Source organism: Devosia sp. FKR38, assembly GCF_005222805.1.
Lineage (GTDB): Bacteria > Pseudomonadota > Alphaproteobacteria > Rhizobiales > Devosiaceae > Devosia.
In genome coordinates this window covers 2,080,720-2,098,287 of record NZ_STGC01000005.1, presented here as the reverse complement: position 1 = coordinate 2,098,287, position 17,568 = coordinate 2,080,720, and the positions used below count along the sequence as shown (strand labels likewise).

15 protein-coding genes are annotated in these 17,568 nt (G+C 63.5%); 7 read left to right on the top strand and 8 right to left on the bottom strand.

The window, feature by feature from the left end:
- Window positions 1-7: 7 nt before the first annotated feature.
- The 3 genes from E8M79_RS15080 to E8M79_RS15070 are packed head-to-tail and all read right to left on the bottom strand — an operon-like array spanning window position 8 to window position 2,813.
- The gene (locus tag E8M79_RS15080; RefSeq protein ID WP_248305070.1) at window positions 8-1,198 is read right to left on the bottom strand and encodes an acyl-CoA dehydrogenase family protein; all 1,191 of its coding nucleotides are present in this window, start codon (window positions 1,196-1,198) and stop codon (window positions 8-10) included.
- A gap of 2 nt (window positions 1,199-1,200) precedes the next feature.
- A complete protein-coding gene (locus E8M79_RS15075; RefSeq protein WP_137152680.1) occupies window positions 1,201-1,638 on the bottom strand; it encodes a Zn-ribbon domain-containing OB-fold protein in 438 nt (145 codons plus the stop codon).
- A complete protein-coding gene (locus E8M79_RS15070; RefSeq protein WP_137152679.1) occupies window positions 1,638-2,813 on the bottom strand; it encodes a thiolase family protein in 1,176 nt (391 codons plus the stop codon). Before E8M79_RS15070 ends, E8M79_RS15075 begins: the two co-directional genes overlap by 1 nt.
- Window positions 2,814-3,375: 562 nt before the next feature.
- On the opposite strand from E8M79_RS15070, the gene E8M79_RS15065 reads away from it, so the two are divergent.
- The 5 genes from E8M79_RS15065 (at window position 3,376) to E8M79_RS15045 (ending at window position 8,269) form a co-directional block, all read left to right on the top strand.
- Window positions 3,376-4,161, top strand: a complete 786-nt coding sequence (locus E8M79_RS15065; RefSeq protein WP_137152678.1) for an SDR family oxidoreductase — start codon at window positions 3,376-3,378, stop codon at window positions 4,159-4,161.
- Between the two features lie 85 nt (window positions 4,162-4,246).
- Window positions 4,247-4,741: a MaoC/PaaZ C-terminal domain-containing protein gene (locus tag E8M79_RS15060; RefSeq protein ID WP_171015882.1), complete on the top strand. Its 495-nt coding sequence runs from the start codon at window positions 4,247-4,249 to the stop codon at window positions 4,739-4,741.
- A gap of 140 nt (window positions 4,742-4,881) precedes the next feature.
- Window positions 4,882-5,631 carry an electron transfer flavoprotein subunit beta/FixA family protein gene (locus tag E8M79_RS15055; protein WP_137152676.1) on the top strand — a complete coding sequence of 250 codons (750 nt, stop codon included), beginning with the start codon at window positions 4,882-4,884 and terminating at the stop codon, window positions 5,629-5,631.
- Window positions 5,632-5,653: 22 nt separating this feature from the next.
- The gene (locus tag E8M79_RS15050; protein WP_137152675.1) at window positions 5,654-6,589 is read left to right on the top strand and encodes an electron transfer flavoprotein subunit alpha/FixB family protein; all 936 of its coding nucleotides are present in this window, start codon (window positions 5,654-5,656) and stop codon (window positions 6,587-6,589) included.
- Window positions 6,590-6,625: 36 nt separating this feature from the next.
- Complete coding sequence (locus E8M79_RS15045; RefSeq protein ID WP_137152674.1) at window positions 6,626-8,269, top strand: electron transfer flavoprotein-ubiquinone oxidoreductase; 1,644 nt, start codon at window positions 6,626-6,628, stop codon at window positions 8,267-8,269.
- Between the two features lie 881 nt (window positions 8,270-9,150).
- On the opposite strand, the gene E8M79_RS15040 is transcribed toward E8M79_RS15045, so the two are convergent.
- Both E8M79_RS15040 and E8M79_RS15035 read right to left on the bottom strand, forming a co-directional pair.
- Window positions 9,151-10,863, bottom strand: a complete 1,713-nt coding sequence (locus E8M79_RS15040; RefSeq protein ID WP_205747915.1) for a thiamine pyrophosphate-requiring protein — start codon at window positions 10,861-10,863, stop codon at window positions 9,151-9,153.
- Between the two features lie 76 nt (window positions 10,864-10,939).
- Window positions 10,940-11,437, bottom strand: a complete 498-nt coding sequence (locus tag E8M79_RS15035; RefSeq protein WP_171015881.1) for a MarR family transcriptional regulator — start codon at window positions 11,435-11,437, stop codon at window positions 10,940-10,942.
- 185 nt (window positions 11,438-11,622) lie between these two features.
- Here E8M79_RS15035 and E8M79_RS15030 point away from each other — a divergent pair, with 185 nt between their 5' ends.
- Window positions 11,623-12,558 (top strand): ketopantoate reductase family protein, encoded by a 936-nt coding sequence (locus tag E8M79_RS15030; protein WP_137152671.1) that lies wholly within the window; start codon window positions 11,623-11,625, stop codon window positions 12,556-12,558.
- Window positions 12,559-12,768: 210 nt separating this feature from the next.
- Here E8M79_RS15030 and E8M79_RS15025 read toward each other — a convergent pair whose 3' ends face one another.
- From E8M79_RS15025 to E8M79_RS15015, 3 genes are all read right to left on the bottom strand, one after another.
- The gene (locus tag E8M79_RS15025) at window positions 12,769-13,797 is read right to left on the bottom strand and encodes a carbon-nitrogen hydrolase family protein (protein WP_137152670.1); all 1,029 of its coding nucleotides are present in this window, start codon (window positions 13,795-13,797) and stop codon (window positions 12,769-12,771) included.
- Between the two features lie 98 nt (window positions 13,798-13,895).
- Window positions 13,896-15,290, bottom strand: coding sequence for an indoleacetamide hydrolase (gene iaaH / locus E8M79_RS15020; protein WP_137152669.1), 1,395 nt, complete (start codon window positions 15,288-15,290; stop codon window positions 13,896-13,898).
- An 82-nt stretch (window positions 15,291-15,372) separates the two neighbouring features.
- Window positions 15,373-16,095, bottom strand: coding sequence for a helix-turn-helix transcriptional regulator (locus E8M79_RS15015; RefSeq protein ID WP_137152668.1), 723 nt, complete (start codon window positions 16,093-16,095; stop codon window positions 15,373-15,375).
- A gap of 181 nt (window positions 16,096-16,276) precedes the next feature.
- Here E8M79_RS15015 and E8M79_RS15010 point away from each other — a divergent pair, with 181 nt between their 5' ends.
- Window positions 16,277-17,566 (top strand): ABC transporter substrate-binding protein, encoded by a 1,290-nt coding sequence (locus E8M79_RS15010; RefSeq protein WP_205747914.1) that lies wholly within the window; start codon window positions 16,277-16,279, stop codon window positions 17,564-17,566.
- Window positions 17,567-17,568: the final 2 nt, after the last annotated feature.

The following is a 17,568-nucleotide window of genomic DNA, read 5'->3' as shown; positions in this document are numbered from 1 at the left end:
ATTATTGTTAGTAGGAACGCGGCAGGCCAAGCATGGTCTGCGCGACGTAGTTGAGGATCATCTCGGGTGAGACCGGGCCATTCTTGGTCATGCGCACCATGGGCCAATAGGGCATCAGCTTGTACTCCATGGCGACAGCATTGCCCCCGTGTGTGCCGATGGCGGCGTCCATGCAGTGCAGCGCGGCCTCGCCGGCCGCAAATTTGGCCATGTTGGAAAAGTCGCCGGCAGGCAGCCCATGGTCATGCATGAGCGCGGCTTTGCGCGCCATGAGCGCGGCGAGCTCGAGCTCGATCTTGGCCTTGGCCAGCGGGTGCGCGACCCCCTGGTGGGTCCCGATGGGCTTGCCCCACACCGACCGGTCGCGGGCATAATTGGCCGCCTTGTCCAGCGCATAGCGCGCAATGCCCATGATATTGGTGGCCGCGACAATGCGTTCGGGGTTCAGCCCGGTGAACACCGTATGCAGGCCCTTGTGCAGGCCGCCGATCAGCCGGTCTTCCGGCACTTCGAGATTGTCGAAGAAGACCTGAAAGGACTGCTCGGGGATATGCATGAAGGACGGAATGACCGTCTTGTTGATGCCGGGCGAATCCGCGTCGGCAAGGAAGAGGGAGAGGAGCCCGCGGCCAGTCTTCTCATCGGTGCCGGTGCGCGCGACGATCAGGACCTTGTCAGCAAGATCAAGGCCCGTCGTCCAGTATTTCTGGCCGTTGATGACCCATTTATTGCCGTTCTTGACGGCCGTGGTCTTGATATTATGCGTATTTGAGCCCGCGTCCGGCTCGGTAATGGCAAAGGAAAACAGCTGCTTTCCGGTCGCCAGATCGGGAACCCAGGCCTTCTTCTGCTCCTCGGTGCCGTGTTGTGCGATGATCGGCGCGCCGATGCCCGACGAGAACACCAGCCCGGCAATCGGGCAGCCCTGCCGCGCGGTCTCTTCCATCACCATGGAGAGCTCGAAAATGCCCATGCCGCCGCCGCCATATTCCTCCGGCAGATGGATGCCAAGGAACCCGGCATCGCCCAGTTCGCGCAGCAGTTCGCTCATCGGCGCCTTGGCCTTGACCTTCTCCGCCCAATAGTCAGGACCATATTTCGAGGCGATCGCGGACACCGACTCGCGAATGGCGCGCTCCTCCACTGTCGGTTCCAGGGGCAGCGATGGGATGCCATCGGCGGTCATCGTGGCTTGCATGTTCAAGAGACGTCTCCATTCTGGTTTGAATTGATGGCCCGGCCGGGCCGAAATTGCGGAATACGGGCCCCATCGCCGCGCGCCTCGAAACAGACGCTGACGCCGTCGCCGATGCGCAGCGCATCGACATCGCAGTCGACGATGTTGGTCATCAGCTGCGGGCCTTCGGCCAGGCGCACGATGGCGAGCACATAGGGGAAATGGTCGGCATAGCCTTCAAAGGGCTGCATGTGGACCGCCGAGAACGAGACGATCTCTGCCTCGCCGCTGGCGGTTATCCAGGCGATCTGGTCCGAGCGACAGGCCGGACATTTCTGCCTTGGCGGAAAGAACACATCGCCACAGGCCCCGCATTTGGGCAGCGAAAGCCTGCTCTCGCGAGCAGCCTCCCAATAGGGCCTTGTGGCATCGGTCACCTGAGGAACGGGACGTCCAGGCATCAGGCGCTCCTTCCCAGGATCAAGGTTGAGTGTTCAGCCATCATCCCTCCGTAGCTGTGGACGAGCGCGCGGTCGGCTGAGACCTGTCGGCCGTCGGCGCGACCCATCACCTGAAGTGCGCCCTCAACGATCATCGACATCCCCGAGGCATCGCCGCCGTGGCCGTAGCCGATCAGGCCGCCATAGGTATTGACGGCAAAATCGCCGCCCGGTGCGGTGCGGCCGGAGTGGAACAGCTCCGCCGCCTTGCCCCTGGCTGCAAAGCCCAGATCTTCCAGGAACATCAGCGGATTGATTGAGAACGCGTCGTAGATCTGGACATGGTCGATGTCCGCCGGCGCGAGGCCGGCCTGGCGGAAGGCGTCCGCGCCCGAGCGGGCTGCGCCGCAGTCAACGAGGTTCCGGTTGCGGCTGACATAGCCATGGCCATGGAACTCGCCCATGCCCAGGATATAGGCGGGCTGGGCCGATATCCGGCGCGCCACTTCCCCGCTGGTGACCAGCACGGCGCCGCCACCTTCACAGGGGATTGAGCAGTCCAGATAGTGGAAGGGCGAGGCGATCATGCGCGATGCCAGCACATCGGCGACGCTGATGTCGGGCTTGGCATAGGTCAGTGCGGCAGGGTTCAGCTTGGCCCATTTGCGGCTCGAGACTGACACGGCCGCCATATCCTGCGCGGTGACGCCGAACTCGTGCATGTAGCGCGCGGCATATTGTGCGTAGAGCCCGGCAATCACCGGACCATAAGGAAACTCAAACTCCGGGTCGCAGACCGATTTGATCAGGGTTTCGGCCACATCTGGGCTCATCTTGGCGAATTTGCCCGCGCCGACGCACAGCACCGCCTCGGCCTTTCCTGCCGCGATAGCCAGCGCTGCGTATTGCACCATATATCCATAGGTGGCGCCGCCGGCCGACATGGTCAGGCCCAGGCGCGGGGTCAGCCCCAGTTCCTCGGCCAGCATTTCATGGGTGAAGATCTTCGGCGACGGCGTCGCCATATCCAGCGGCGCCGCGAGAACGCCGTCGATGTCCCCCAGCTTCAAGTTCCAGTCCGCCAGCAGCTGTTCGATCACCTGCAGATAGAGCTGCGCATTGCTCAGGTCCGGATAGCGACCGGGCTTGATCTCTGCAGCGGCGGCAATGGCCGGGCTATTCGTCAGCGTCACCATTTCAAGCGTCCTCGTGATGTCTCGGGCCCCGACGCCAAACGGTCGGCAGACCATCCCAGCAGGCCAAGTGTGCGGATGGATCTTCCTGACCCGCGCAGCCTGGGGCCGGAACGCGCGGCACAGATGGTGCCGGCACGATGCCGGACGCCAGGTCACCAGCGCCGCGCGCCTTCATGAGCGGATACCGGGGTTCGCAGCGGCCCAGGTGGCGCCGACAGGCCCCTCAAACGGGCGCAGATCCCGGCCCTCTGGTCCGATCCGCACCGGCTCGCCGCCGGGGTCATCTCGCTGCACGGAACATGCCGCAGCAGGATCGATGGCGCCCAATGGAACGACATCAAGTTTGCCCACAGGGCCGCGTCTAGCGGCACCCGACAATCTGTCGGCTGCCTGCTCAGCTTTCTCTCCCGCCATGTATCCCCCTCCAGGGCCGCCTACTCAAGGTCGACGTTACGCTAATCATACGACACGTATTGAATTAGACAATAGGTGTTGTGTGAGTTTTTTCGGAGTGCTAGATTTGACCCATCGACACGAGCGAATTTGAGTACTGAGAGGCAAGATGAGCGAAACCAGCCCCCGCGTAGTGGCGTTTGATGAGGCGTCCGCCTTCGTGCTTGGCGGCACATCCGGGATTGGCCTTGCCGTTGCACGCGTCCTTCAGGACAAGGGCGTGCGCCGGATCATGCTGGCCGCCAGAAATGCCGAGCGCGGCCAGGCGGCCATAGAGGCCCTGCGCGGGCCGGCCGACATCCGCTTCATCGCCTGTGACGCTACCGATGGCGCCTCGGTCGCTGCCGGTGTCGCAGCCGCGCAGGCGGCCTTCGGCGCCGTGGACATTGCTGTCTCGGCGACGACCGCCGAGACGATGCTGGGCCTTGTCGGCAATCTGGAGATGCGTGACATCGAGCGCGGATTGAGCGGGATCGCACTCCCGCCGCTGTATCTGGCCAAGGCCGTGCTGGCCGGGATGAAGGCGCGGGGCGGTGGGGCGATCGTCAGCGTCGCCTCCGACGCGGCCAAGGTTGCCACGCCCGGTGAAGCCGTCATCGGCGCCGCCATGGCCGCGATCGCCATGTTCTCGCGGACACTGGCCATGGAGGCCAAGCGCGACGGGATCCGCGTCAATGTGGTCACGCCCTCGCTGGTCACCGGAACGGGCTCTGAACAGCGAATTCTGGCATCCCCTTTTGCCGCCAAGATCTTTGCCAAGGCCACCGAAAAGGCGGCTCTCGGGCTGCCCGATGCGGCCGAGATAGCCGAGCTGGTGGCCTATCTCGTGTCCCCGGCCGCAGCGCGTCTGACCGGCCAGGTTGTGTCGCTCAACGGAGGAATTTCGGCAGCCTGACCGCTTGCTGCGCAAGGCCGAGAGGAGCCTGCAGCCGCCGGCAAGGACCCCAGGTCCGTTTGCCGGCACACCAATGGGAGGATTTATGACCAGCAATTCCAAGCCGGATACCAGGCACTATCCGCACCTGACCTTCGCCAGCGTGAAGGTCGGGGACAGGTTTGTTCTGGGAGAGCACACAATGGCCCGTGAAGAGCTCATTGCCTTTGCTCAACGATTTGATCCTCAGCCCTTTCATCTGGGCGACGCGGCCGCTGCAGACCATGCCGTCTTCGACAGGCTGGCTGCCAGCGGGTGGCATACCGCCGCCGTGATGAACCTGCTGGTGGGGCCGTTTTACGAACGCACGGCGATCAAGGGTCTCGCCGGCGGCGGTGTCGACAAGCTCATATGGGCCAAGCCCGTCTATGCCGACGACGTTCTGCGCATGGATATGGAGATTGTTGACGTCCGGCCCTCACGAACCAAGCCGCATCTTGGGTTCATCTCCATGCGCATCCACGCGCACAACCAGGATGATGAGCTTGTGGCCCACATGACGCTCACCGGCGCTTTTGAAACCGGCGTGCAGCCTGCCTGAGCCCGGCAAGGCCCGAGGTCGGCGGCGCAGGCCAGCCTGTCCCGATGGCCCGACGCCGACGATGCCCGGGGCGCCCTGGTCGAGCTCAGGCCGGCGCGAAGACCGAAATCCGCAGCTATCTGTAGAAGTTTGGAGGACAAATGAAAATTCTGGTGCCGGTCAAGCGGGTCGTTGACTACAATGTCAAGATCCGCGTCAAGGCGGACGGCTCGGGCGTCGATCTCGCCAACGTCAAGATGTCGATGAACCCCTTTGACGAGATTGCCGTCGAGGAGGCCATTCGTCTCAAGGAGGCCGGCAAGGCCGATGAGATCATCATCGTGTCTGTGGGGCCCGCCCAGGCCCAGGAAACCATCCGCTCGGCGCTGGCCATGGGCGCCGATCGCGGCATTCTGATCAAGACCGACGCGGTCGTGGAGCCGCTCGACGTTGCCAAGCTGCTCGCGGCCGTGGTGGCCGCCGAAGGCGCCGAACTGGTCGTTCTGGGCAAGCAGGCCATCGACGATGATGCCAACCAGACGGGGCAGATGCTGGCGGCGCTGCTGGGCTGGGGGCAGGGCACCTTCGCCTCCGCCATCGAACTGGGCGACCGGCAGGTCACGGTCGTCCGCGAGATCGATGGCGGACTGCAGACGGTCGCTGTCGCGCTACCGGCCGTGGTGACCACCGACCTGCGGCTCAATACCCCACGCTATGCCAGCCTGCCCAACATCATGAAGGCCAAGAAGAAGACCATCGAAGACAAGAGTGCTGCCGATTATGGCGTCGAGATCCGGGGGCGGCTGCGGGTGATCCGCACCGAAGAGCCGGCCGTCCGTCTGGCTGGCATCAAGGTCAAGGATGTCGCCGAGCTGGTCGACAAGCTGAAGAACCAAGCGGGCATTCTCTGAGCAGGCCCCGGGAGCGAAAACCATGACTATTCTTGTTATTGCCGAACACGACAATGTCTCTCTGTCCGAGCAGACAGCCAAGGTGCTGACGGCCGCCACCCAGATCGGCACGGATATTCACATCCTGGTGGCGGGCAAGGGTGCCGCATCGGTGGCAACGGCCGCTGCCGGGCTTCTGGGTGTGAGCAAGGTCATCCTGGCTGAAAGCGATGCCCTTGAGCATCGCATGCCCGAGGCCCTGGCCGAAATTATCCTTGCCCTGGCGGACGGCTACGACACCTTCATCGCCGCCGCCAGCAGCGTCGGCAAGGGCGCCATGCCGCGTGTGGCCGCGCTGCTCGACGTCATGCAGGTTTCCGAGATCATCGCGGTTGTCAGCCCCGACACCTTCAAACGCCCCATCTATGCCGGCAATGCTATCCAGACAGTGCAGGCACTCGATGCCAAGAAGGTGGTAACCGTCCGCACGGCGGCCTTTGCCGCGACGGGGAGCGGCGGAGCGGCCGTCGTGGAGACCGTCTCGCCCACCTCGGGGGTGGTTCTCTCACGCTTTGTGGCAAACAATCTCTCCCAGAGCGAGCGCCCCGAACTGCAGGGCGCGCGCATCGTGGTGTCCGGGGGCAGGGCGCTCGGATCGGCGGCCAAGTTCGACGAGCTCATTCTGCCCCTGGCCGATGTCCTGGGCGCGGCCGTCGGCGCCAGCCGTGCTGCCGTCGACGCCGGCTATGTGGCCAGCGATCTGCAGGTGGGCCAGACCGGCAAGATTGTCGCCCCGGACCTCTATATCGCCGTCGGCATCTCTGGCGCCATCCAGCACCTGGCCGGGATGAAGGATGCCAAGGTCATCGTCGCCATCAATACCGATGCCGATGCGCCGATCTTCGGGGTGGCCGACTATGGCCTGGTGGGCGACCTGTTCACCGTGCTGCCGCAACTGACCGCCGCACTCAAGGCATGACCGGCGACCCTGCCGGCAACGGGATTGGCGACAGCAATGACTGAACGCGAACAGATGCACTTTGATGTGGTGATCGTGGGGGCAGGGCCTGCGGGCCTGGCCGCAGCGATCCGCCTCAAGCAGGCCGACAGCACCCTGTCGGTTGTTGTGGTCGAAAAAGCCGCCGAGGTGGGCGGCCATATCCTGTCGGGCGCGGTCATCGATCCGGCCGCGCTTGACGAACTGGCCCCTGACTGGCGCGACGAATGCCCAGAGGCCAGGGTGCCGGTGACCGAGGACCGCTATCTCATCCTGGGGCGCAAACGCGCCTTTGCCATCCCCAATCTCGTCATGCCGCCGCTCTTGTCCAACCACGGCAATTTCGTCGTCTCGCTCGGCAATGTCTGTCGCTGGCTGGCCGCCAAGGCGGAGGCGCTGGGCGTGGAAATCTACCCCGGCTTCGCGGCGACCGAACTGTTGGGCATGGCCAAGGGAACCATCACCGGCATTGCCACCGGCGACATGGGTCTGGACAAGGCTGGCCAGCCAGGGCCGGACTACCAGCAGGGTATGGAGCTGATCGGTCGCTATACGCTGCTGGCCGAAGGCTGCCGGGGCTCCTTATCCAAGATGGCCATTGCGCGCTTTGGTCTCGATCGCAGCGCCGATACGCAGAAATATGGCATCGGCTTCAAGGAAATCTGGCAGGTCGATCCCGGCCGGCATCGGCCCGGCCTGGTGCAGCACAGCTTTGGCTGGCCACTCAGCCCGATGACTGCGGGGGGCTCCTTCCTCTATCACATGGGCGATGGCCAGATCGTGGTCGGCTTCGTGGTTCATCTCAATTACAGAAATCCCCACCTCTCCCCCTTCGAGGAGTTCCAGCGTTTCAAGACGCATCCCGCCATCAAGCCGGTGTTCGAAGGCGCCAAGCGCATCGCCTATGGCAGCCGGGCCATCTCGTCGGGCGGCTATCAGTCGGTTCCCCAGCTGGTCTTCCCCGGTGGCATGCTGGTGGGTGATGCCGCCGGCTTCGTCAATCTGCCGCGCATCAAGGGTAGTCACAATGCGATGCGCTCCGGCATGCTGGCCGCCGATCACCTGGTCGCCGCCCTCAAGGCGGGCCGCCAGGGCGACATGGTCAGTGCCTATGACGCCGCCTGGCGCGACAGCGCGATCGGCCGCGACCTGTTCCCGGTCCGCAATATCAAGCCGCTGTTTTCCAAGCTGGGGCTCTGGGGCGGTGTCGTGCTGGGCGGCATCGAGATGTGGCTCAACCAGCTGTTGAACTGGTCGCCCCTGGGCACGCTGCGCCATGGCAAGCCCGATCACGCCTGCCTGGATCCAGCAGGCCTGCACCAGCCCATTGCCTATCCCAAGCCGGATGGACGGCTGACGTTTGATCGACTCTCTTCGGTGTTTCTGTCCGGAACCAACCACAGGGAGACGCAACCCGTCCACCTCAGGGTTGCCAGTCCGCAGCTGCAGCAGCAAAGCGAATACGCCGAATTTGGCGGGCCTTCGACGCGCTACTGCCCGGCGGGCGTCTACGAATGGATCGTCGAGCCAACTGGTCCCCGCTTCCAGATCAACGCGCAGAACTGCGTCCACTGCAAAACCTGCGACATCAAGGACCCCAACCAGAACATCACCTGGACGGCGCCCGAAGGCGGCGACGGGCCGAACTATGCCAATCTGTGAGACGGCCGAGGCAATCTTGGAGATCCCTGTCAGGATCCACGCCAGCAAGACCCAAGCCGGCATTGTCGCAGGCCGTCCACCATCGAGCCAGAGTCGCAGTTGCACCGAACAGTTGCCGAACGGGCTCTACCTTGTTTGTGGGGCTTGGCCTTCGCCCCCACGACGGGATCACGCGGGACCGATGAGGCCGTGGCGCTCAAACAGACGAAACGCCAGGACGCTCGGGTTCTTTCTGCGAGCGCATTGAGGCGGGCCCAGCCGTCCCTGTTCTCTGGCGTGCTCATCCATCGAAACGCTGGCTGAAAGCACTTTGCCACAGATGCTGCCAGTTTCGCCTCTGGCGGAAATTTCCACAGTCTTCCCCGAGAGACGCTCGCTTCGTCTCCCGGCGGTACGATATAATGCGCGAAGAACAACGACTTGCCGGCTATGATCCGACCGCTGCCTGACGGTTCCCCCAGACAGAAGCGCAGCTGTGCGTCCTATTCCGGCCGTTCGGGCGGTCCATTCGATTTCCTGCAAGCGGTTGGTCCGGTCAGTGCTTCGTTGCGGTCCTAGGGGGGGTAGGATGCGGAAGGGTAGCTCGCTGGTCTGATCCACCACAAGCCGCCGCCCGACCGCCTCCCAAAAGAACCCGGTCTTGTGCTCAGCCACCGTGGCGAGCTCGCCAGGTCGCGCAGTTGCTCTGGGCGCACTTATTGGCGATCCATCAATTTGACCCGGCACTAGAATAGCTCATGGCCCGGGTGGCGTTCGCAAAACAGTTCGTTTGCTCGGCATCACTATGTGGCCACGCGCCGACCCGCGCATGGCATGGTCGGCGTTGCCCCAACGTCTAGTTTGCGCCAGGCCGCAGGGTTGTGTGGGTCAGTCCTGCCGGTTCACGGCGCGATATTGATCTCCACCAGGGCATGTCTCTTGTTGTCCATCACCTGTGTGATGGCCTCGTCCAGCGCCGCTGGCAGGTCTTGGTGGCGGTCCACCCTTACGGACCAGGCGCGGCTGGCGGCCGCCACCTGCGCAAAGTCCGGCGTGGGTGAGAGGGAGACCAGCGGCATGACATTGGACTTTGCCGCATAGCCGTCCGGATAGATGCCGATCACCGACTGCCGGACGGCGCCCCATTCCGAATTGTTGAGCACCAGCACCAGCACCGGAATGCCCATGGCCTCGGCAATCTGGTGGCACGCGACGGGATTGGAAAACATGTAGGATCCATCGCCCATGGTGGCGATCACCAGCGTGTCGGGCTGTGCCAGCTTCATGCCCAGACTTGCCGGGAAGCACCATCCCAGCCCACCCGAATGCGGCTCCTGGAACCAGGACGCATGGTCATGCAGCGTTAAAAACTCCAGGGGCACCCCGAGTTCGGACAGGATCGCGGTCAGTCGCCCCTCGATGGCCATTGACAGGCAATGGCTGACAAAGGCCTTGGTCATCGGGTTGGCTCCGCCGTTTTCGGCCTCACGCGTGACGGCGGCGCGGCGGTTGGCGGCGGCCGCACGCACATGAGAACGGCGCGTTTCGCGCGCCGACTCTGTCTGCCCGAGATAGGCAGAGGCTGCCAGGGACAGTTCGGACAAGACGACGTCGGTATCGCCCACCAGCGCGAGATCGCACTTGAAATTGCGCACCGGAACATTGGCGTAGAGCGGATCCTGGCCGATATGCACCACTTTGCAGCCATCAGCCAGGGCATGGATATCGGGAGACCATGGGGCCAGGGAGTCGATGACCAGGATCAGGTCCGCTTCGGCGAGCCATTTTGCCGGGTCCATGCCGACAGCCATCGGGTGGTCGGTGGGTACGGCAAGCTGCAGGGCCCAGTATTGGCAGACCGGAATGCCCCAGTCGAGGACGAACCTGGAGAGCAACTCGAAGCCGGCCGCCGATCCGGCACCGCGCTGGGCGATGATCAGGGGCCGCTTGGCCTGGCTCAGCAGGCGTGCGGCGCTTTCGATGTCGGCAGGCCGGGGCGACGCAATGGCGGGGACCATGCGACCGGGACCGTCCAGCTCGTCTGCGGGACACAGCTGGCAAAGCACCTCGCGCGGCAGGCTGAGATAGACCGGCCCGCGTGGCGTGGAATTGGCCACCGCAAAGGCGCGGTCGACGATATCGACGGCTTGCTCTGGGAAGCGCAGCTCATAGTCCCACTTGACCACTTCGCGGATCATGGCGGCCTGATCGCGCATTTCCTGCCCCCAGCTGATGGGGACGGTGCGTGCGCCAAGACGGCCCTGTTCGACAGCCGGCGTGCGCCCCGAAAAAAGCAGGATCGGAACATGCTCCATGGCCGCATTGATGGCGCCGATGGCACAATTGGCCAGCCCCACATTGGTATGGGCCATGACGGCCTGGGCCCTGCCGGTGGCCAGATAGTAGCCGTGGGCCATTCCCATGGCCGCATTCTCGTGCGGAATGATGACGGTGTGCGGAAGCGGGATGTCCTTTGCCTTGGCTTCGGCCAGTCCCTCGATGATCGGAGGGAAATCCGTGCCCGAATTGGCGAAGATATAGTCGACGCCGATGGCCTTGAGACGCGCCAGGATGGCCCCGCCGGCAGTGATCATTTCAGGCTTGGAATTGCTCATGTCTGGACTCTCTGGCATGGACGACGGACCATTGGTGGAACTTGCGGCGCCGAGGAGCGACCGCAGATGTCGGGCTTTACTGGCTGGATAGCGACTGGGTTATCTTGGCGAGGAGCTGTACGAGGCGCTGCTTGTCCTTGCCGACGATGCCGTCGAGGCGGCGATCATGATCAAGGGCGACGGACCGCAGCCGGTCCTGCACCAAGCGCCCCTGCGCCGTGAGCTGCACGCTGTAGCTGCGCTGATCTTCCGGCTTGCGCTCCCGCACGATCAATTGCTGGCTGGCCAGCCCCTTGAGCGTTGATGTCAGCGTCGAGCGATCCCGGCCGCAAAGGCGGCCGAGATCGGATGGGGTGAGCGGCCCTTTCTCGGCCAGGACGGTAAGGATGGTGTACCATCCGGGTTTGAGCCCGGCTTTGTCCGCTGCGGCACTGAAGGCTGCAAAGGACGCCTCCTGGGCCAGCCTCAGGTGGTATCCGATCACATCCCCGAACACAGATGGAACGGGACCATCGGCAGCGTCCGCCGCCCCCACCGCCACATCGGTCGCCTTGCCTTGCACCGCCTTCGCCATCTCGCCCCGCCTGCTTTGAGCCATGCCATGTCAGCGCCGTCAGATGCGGACCCTGTCAGGTTAGCGGCGACGTCCGAAACAGGCAATATAGTTTGATATCAAATAATTTGAGACCAAAGTATATTGCTGCTCGCCGCCGGCGATGCGATGATGGCGTCACGAAGCAGGCCTGGAGGAAGTGGGACATGCGGATTGCGGTTATCGGCGCCGGCGCAATGGGTGGCCTGTTTGCCGCCCGACTGGCACAGAGCGGGCACGCGGTCTCGCTGGTCGAGGTGTCCCGCCCGCTCATCGAGGCAATCTCGACGAATGGGCTGCGCCTGACCGGCGTGTTCGGTGACACGATCAACGCCATGCCGATCGGCCCGGCGGATCACTACAGGCAAGCATTCGACCTGGTGATCATCTTCACCAAGGGTATCCACACCACGTCGGCCCTCACGGCGGCCCAACATCTCATTGGCGCCCAAACCTGGGCACTCACTGTGCAGAACGGCATCGGCAATGTGGAAGCCATCCAGCAGTTCGTGCCGGAGCAGCGCATTGTCATGGGCATGACCAACTGGCCCTCGACGCCGCGCGAGCCCGGGTTCGTCTCTGTTCCCGGGACGGGGGAAGTCAGGATCTGGTCCGCCGACGGCCGGGATTCCGAACAGCTTCGGCTCGTGGGCAAGGCATTGGATGACGCTGGCCTCAATTGCCAACTCGACCCCATGGTCAAGATCGCGATCTGGGAGAAGCTCGCCTTCAACGCGGCACTCAATTCGACGGCCGCGCTGACCGGTCTGACCGTCGGCGAAATGTCCGAAAGCGCTGAAGCACGCGATGTGGTCTTCGCGGTGGTGGCAGAGACCGTGGCGGTCGCTTTGGCCCATGGCATCGGCGTTGACCGGGGTCACATACAGGCCGCTGTCGCGCATGCATTTGCCAATCACGGGACGCACAAGCCATCCATGCTGCAAGACAGGTTGGCCGGCCGGGCGATGGAGATCAGCACCATTACCGGCGCGGTCGGCAAGGCGGGACGCGACCTGGCGGTCCCAACACCGGTCACATCGACGCTGGCCAGCCTGCTGACGGCTCTCGAGCGGGCCCCAAACCCAGGTGGACCGGCGCGCTAGGGACACGCTCGAAACGCTCGCCTGGCCTGGCGTTCTCTCCGCCGCAACCGAATGCCAAGCCATGGCGGCCGATCGGCTCAACATGTCTCAACGACCGTGCGCCAGCGCTCCGTTGTGACGGACACAGAATGCAGGCAGCCGGATGCGACGGGCGCCGACAAGAGCGGACTGCCCCCGACCTGGGCCGGGGGCAGTGACTTGGCGCCGGATCTAGTCTTCGCTGCCAACCGCCGGCTCAGACGCCCGCCGTGTGGCCGGAGGTGGGCCCGGCGGCTGGACGTTGAGCTCGGTCAGGACGCGTCTCCTGGTTCGGTCGACCACAAGTCGAACCGCATCGGGACGAGAATAGTGTCCGGCGGGATCGGCGGCGGCCTTGGCGATCAGGATCAGCGTTGGATCCAGCTCCGCATAGACAATGCCCTCTTCGTCTTCCGCCAGTTCATTGCCGATTGACCTGCCATCGGGCGCGTAGATCTTGGTGAAGCCGCCACCCGGCTTGCCGCCCCGCGTATTCAGCAGATTGGCCTTTTCGGGCGTGCTCGCAACCATGTCGAACATCTCCTGGCTGACGATCGCGCAGGGCGCCACGACAAAGCAGCTGCCCTCCACCGCATAGAGCATGGCCGCGGCGTTGTTCACCTCCGGCCCCAGCGTGTGGGCGATGTCGCGCATCAGGCAGAAGCTTGGCCAGGCTGCGACGTGGACTTCCTCATGCTGGGCATACATGGCCATCTTGACCAGGGGTTGAACGTGCTCCCAGCAATTGAGCGCCCCCAGGCGCCCGAATTCGGAGTCCACGACAACCAGGTCGGAGCCGTCGCCCTCGCCAAAGATCGTGCGCTCGACATGGGTGGGCTTGAGCTTGCGCCGGACCGACAGCAGCGCGCCATCCGGCCCGATCGTTGCCTGGGACATGTAGCGGGAGCTTCCCTCGACTTCGGAGAACCCCATGACCACGGTCACAGAGGCCTTCGCCGCAATCGCCTGCAGGCGCCGCATCGGCTCGGAATTGATCGAGAAGCTGTTGAGATGGTAGCGCGGAACGAATGGGATGGCTTCAACCGGCGCTCCCATCCAGACGAACCACGGATAGCCGGGCAACCAGGTTTCGGGAAATGCCACAAGGGCAGCCCCATTGGCAGCCGCCTGATTGATGTATTGCTCCGCCTTGGTGATCGACGCGTCCAGGTCCATAAATACCGGCGCGGCCTGAACCGCAGCTGCCTTGATCGGCTTCATAGCGTTCTCCGTTGTCTCAATTCAGTGTCTTCGATTGTACCGGGGGCCAACAATACACATTACTGCCGACCCCTCTTGGCCGTGCGATCGATGCCGGTTCACCCCGGCAAGGGCGCAGCGGGAAAAAACCGCTCCGCGGCCAAGCCCAAACCCAGGAGGCGCCGGTCGGCCCCGAAATCCGCATCGAAGGCAAGGCCAATGGGAAGATTGTCGCTGGTGGCGCCGCAGTTCAGGCTGATGCCGGGGATGCCTGCACACGCGCCCGGGTCGGTGTTGCGGATGAGCGTCTGGAAAGTGGGGCGCGGCTGACCGTCGATCATCACGACCTCATCCGCGCCAATCAGGGGCGCGGCAATCGGCACGGTCGGGAAGACCATGGCGTCCAGCCCATTGTCGGCAAAGGCGGCGCTATACTGCGCACGAAGCGCCGGCAGACCACGCGTCAGGGCCTGATGATAGGTGGCCGGATCGGCTCCTGCGCCGGCAAAGATTGCGCGCACGTCATTGCCGGCCACGCCTGCGACCAGTTCTTGATATGTCGGGCCGCAATCCAGGCCGACAACAAACTGCGCGAGTTCGGCCCGCGTCTCAAACATCGCAATGACAAAGCTGATGTCATCCACAAGGTCCAACAAGGCGGCCACATCAACCTCGACCAGCACCGCTCCCTCGGCGACGAGGGTGTCCAGGGCCTTGCGGCATGCCGTCTCGACCTCCGCCGTTAGTGCCGACCAGAACCTGGTCTGCGGTATGCCAAGCCTTAGTCCCTTGATGCTGGCCCCAGGCGCAGCGGACCAGTCGCCGGTCACGGCCTGGTCAAGCAGCACCAGGTCTTCAACGCTCCGGGCAATGGGTCCTGGCGTGTCACGGGATGCCGATAGCGGTACAATGCCCTTGGTGGGCCACCGACCGGTCGAGGGGCGAAACCCATGCACACCGCAAAGCGCGGCCGGCACGCGCACCGACCCGCCTGTGTCCGTGCCGATGCCAGCTGGAACAAGGCGTGCGGCGACCGCAGACCCCGTCCCGCCAGATGATCCGCCAGGAACATGGTCCAGTCGGTGCGGATTGTGCACGGCGCCAAAGGCCTTATTGTTGGAGGTCGCGCCCAGTGCCAGTTCATGCATGCCGCTACGACCAAAGGCTATTGCGCCCGAAGACAGGAGCCGCTGGACCACGGCCGCGTCCTGCGCCGGGCGGTAGGCGTTCAGCGCGCGCGTGCCCGCGGCGCACCGCTGTCCCCTGACCGCGATATTGTCCTTGAACGTAACAGGCAGTCCCGCCAGCGCCCCGACGTGCCCGCCTTCCCTGTCGCGATCGGCGGCTAGGGCGGCGTTCCTTATGGCGTCGGTATCGAGCTCGACAAAGGCATTCAGCGCGCGTCGCTCGTCACATCTTGCCACGAGGGTATCAACCAGCTCCAGGGTGGAAAAGTCGCCTGCGTTGAGGCCCCTGATCACCTGGCTGGCGGAAAGATCGTAAAGCTGCACCATTTTGCTTCCCGTTCGCTGAACGGGCGCAACATGACTTTAGTACAGCCAGGTGGATATCGACAGAATTGCAGACACAGGCTGATCACTCTGGCCGGGACGAGAACATGGCGGCCAGCTCCGCGCGGTTGGCGCATGACCGTTTTTCGAGCAGCCGATTGATATGTGTGCGCACAGTACCAAAGCTTATGCCTAAAATTCGAGCAATGTCATGATCGGTACACCCGCGTGCGACCAGCTCGACCACTTCTCTTTCGCGGCTCGTGGTGCCTGCCCAATATCGTTTCGTTCGCATCAGCGCGCGCGTCAGAAACGGGCTCAATGCGTCCATGATGCCGAGTTCCCGATCAGAGAACTCCGGCTGGCGGGCATTGCGCCAGATTCGAAAGTCGCCGATATCAAGGTCGCGATCAAACAGGAACAGGTTGATACCGGAGTACATTCCTTCATCGAGCAGGAAGTCATTGTAGAATTCAGACCGCATCAAGGCAGATCTGTCGATGACTTCATCGACCAGCGCTGCCCGTCTTTTGGAGCGGAGTTTTTCGCTCATAGGGTCGCAATACTGAAACCAGTCCTTGTATCGGGCAAGATTGGCTGCAGATATATTGCACGCATAGACATCTTCAGAATGTCCTGTCGCCCCGTTCCACACATATGAAGCGCCGAAGTCGGCCTTCAACAATTTCACGATATCGGGCAGTACCAGCTTACGGATATCATCGAACGGACCCGATCGCTCGAGGCGGGCGATGACCTCCCCGAAGCGGTTCATGTCGTCGGAATTGAAGTCCCTGACAGCAACCATCTTGAGCCTCCTTACCCAAGAACCTGCAAGGTTCATGCCAACGCCCGCGGTTCTCCTCTCGCCGCGCTGGGACGGAAAGCTTCAACATTTATGTCGATATCGTCAAGAAGTTCGTCTCGCTAGCGTTCTGACAGTGCAAGCCCTGGCGAAGGTCGCCTGCTTGCCGCAAGAGAGGGAAGACATGTCCAAGACAGTATCCGCAGGGACGTCGCTGTCGCGCCGCACCCTTCTTAAGGCCGGAGGGGCGCTCGCGCTCGGTTCAACGTTCCCGATGCCGGCGATTGCCGCCACCCAGAAGCTCAAGATCGGCTATATCACCGGCGCCACCGGCAATATGGCGCCATTTGCCGAAGCCGACCCGTTCCTGATCCCGCTCGTGCAGCAGGCGTTCAAGGACGGGCTGGAGATCGGCGGCACGACCTACGATATCGAGATCGTGACGGCCGATGACCAGTCCAATCCGGATCGTGCGTCCACGATTGCAGCGCAGTTCATCAACGGCGACCAGGTCAACCTGATGCTGGCCATGAATGCGCTCACCAATGTCCCCGTCGCCTCGCAATGCGAGATCGCGGGTGTTCCCTGCATCACGACCATGGACCCCTGGCAGGGCTGGATGTTCCCGCTCGGTGGCAAGCCGGACGTTGGTTTCGAGTACGTCAACCACTTCTTCTGGGGCATCGAGGACATCATTTCCCTTTATGTTGGGATGTGGGACTCGCTGCCGACCAACAAGGTCATCGGGTCCTGCTGGCCCAACGATCCGCCGGGCAAGGTCTTCGGCGATGCGACCATCGGGTTCCCCCCGGCCCTTGCTGCAGCCGGCTTCAAAGTCGTCGAGACTGGCTCTTTCCAGCCTGGGGCAGACGATTTCTCCCAGCAGATCGCCCTGTTCCGCGACAATAACGTTGAGATCGTCACCGGCCTGTTTTCGCCGCCGGAATGGGCCGTGTTCTGGCGCCAGGCTGCCCAGCTCGGCTTCAAGCCCAAGGTGGCTACCGTTGCCAAGGCACTGCTGTTTCCCTCGGGCATCGAAGCCCTGGGGACCACCGGCGATGGCATGTCCACCGAGATCTGGTGGACGCCCGAATATCCGTTCAAGTCGTCGATTACCGGCCAGACCAGCAAGGAGCTTGCCGACGCCTATACCGCCGCGACCGGCCGTAACTGGACCCAGCCGCTGGGCGTGGTGCACGCCCTGTGGGAGGCCGGCATCGGTGCATTGAAGGCCTCGGGCGACCCCACCAATCCCGAAGCGGTCGCCGCCGCGGCAAGGAGCCAGGTGATCGATACGGTGGTGGGCAAGCTGGACTGGAACACCAGCCCGGTCAAGAACGTGGCCAAGCTCAAGATCGCCGGCGGCCAGTGGCGCCTCAAGGACGATGGCGCCTACGACCTGATCGTCACATACAACAAGTCGGCGCCGGACGTGCCGCTTGGTGGCGATTTCAGCCTCGAACTGGGATCATAGGC

What these genes read in the sequence shown, in the direction of transcription:
- E8M79_RS15080 (WP_248305070.1), bottom strand. Translation starts at nt 1,198, where the DNA reads ATGCAAGCCACGATGACCGCCGATGGCATCCCATCGCTGCCCCTGGAA.
- E8M79_RS15075 (WP_137152680.1), bottom strand. Translation starts at nt 1,638, where the DNA reads ATGCCTGGACGTCCCGTTCCTCAGGTGACCGATGCCACAAGGCCCTAT.
- E8M79_RS15070 (WP_137152679.1), bottom strand. Translation starts at nt 2,813, where the DNA reads ATGGTGACGCTGACGAATAGCCCGGCCATTGCCGCCGCTGCAGAGATC.
- E8M79_RS15065 (WP_137152678.1), top strand. Translation starts at nt 3,376, where the DNA reads ATGAGCGAAACCAGCCCCCGCGTAGTGGCGTTTGATGAGGCGTCCGCC.
- E8M79_RS15060 (WP_171015882.1), top strand. Translation starts at nt 4,247, where the DNA reads ATGACCAGCAATTCCAAGCCGGATACCAGGCACTATCCGCACCTGACC.
- E8M79_RS15055 (WP_137152676.1), top strand. Translation starts at nt 4,882, where the DNA reads ATGAAAATTCTGGTGCCGGTCAAGCGGGTCGTTGACTACAATGTCAAG.
- E8M79_RS15050 (WP_137152675.1), top strand. Translation starts at nt 5,654, where the DNA reads ATGACTATTCTTGTTATTGCCGAACACGACAATGTCTCTCTGTCCGAG.
- E8M79_RS15045 (WP_137152674.1), top strand. Translation starts at nt 6,626, where the DNA reads ATGACTGAACGCGAACAGATGCACTTTGATGTGGTGATCGTGGGGGCA.
- E8M79_RS15040 (WP_205747915.1), bottom strand. Translation starts at nt 10,863, where the DNA reads ATGAGCAATTCCAAGCCTGAAATGATCACTGCCGGCGGGGCCATCCTG.
- E8M79_RS15035 (WP_171015881.1), bottom strand. Translation starts at nt 11,437, where the DNA reads ATGGCGAAGGCGGTGCAAGGCAAGGCGACCGATGTGGCGGTGGGGGCG.
- E8M79_RS15030 (WP_137152671.1), top strand. Translation starts at nt 11,623, where the DNA reads ATGCGGATTGCGGTTATCGGCGCCGGCGCAATGGGTGGCCTGTTTGCC.
- E8M79_RS15025 (WP_137152670.1), bottom strand. Translation starts at nt 13,797, where the DNA reads ATGAAGCCGATCAAGGCAGCTGCGGTTCAGGCCGCGCCGGTATTTATG.
- iaaH (WP_137152669.1), bottom strand. Translation starts at nt 15,290, where the DNA reads ATGGTGCAGCTTTACGATCTTTCCGCCAGCCAGGTGATCAGGGGCCTC.
- E8M79_RS15015 (WP_137152668.1), bottom strand. Translation starts at nt 16,095, where the DNA reads ATGGTTGCTGTCAGGGACTTCAATTCCGACGACATGAACCGCTTCGGG.
- E8M79_RS15010 (WP_205747914.1), top strand. Translation starts at nt 16,277, where the DNA reads ATGTCCAAGACAGTATCCGCAGGGACGTCGCTGTCGCGCCGCACCCTT.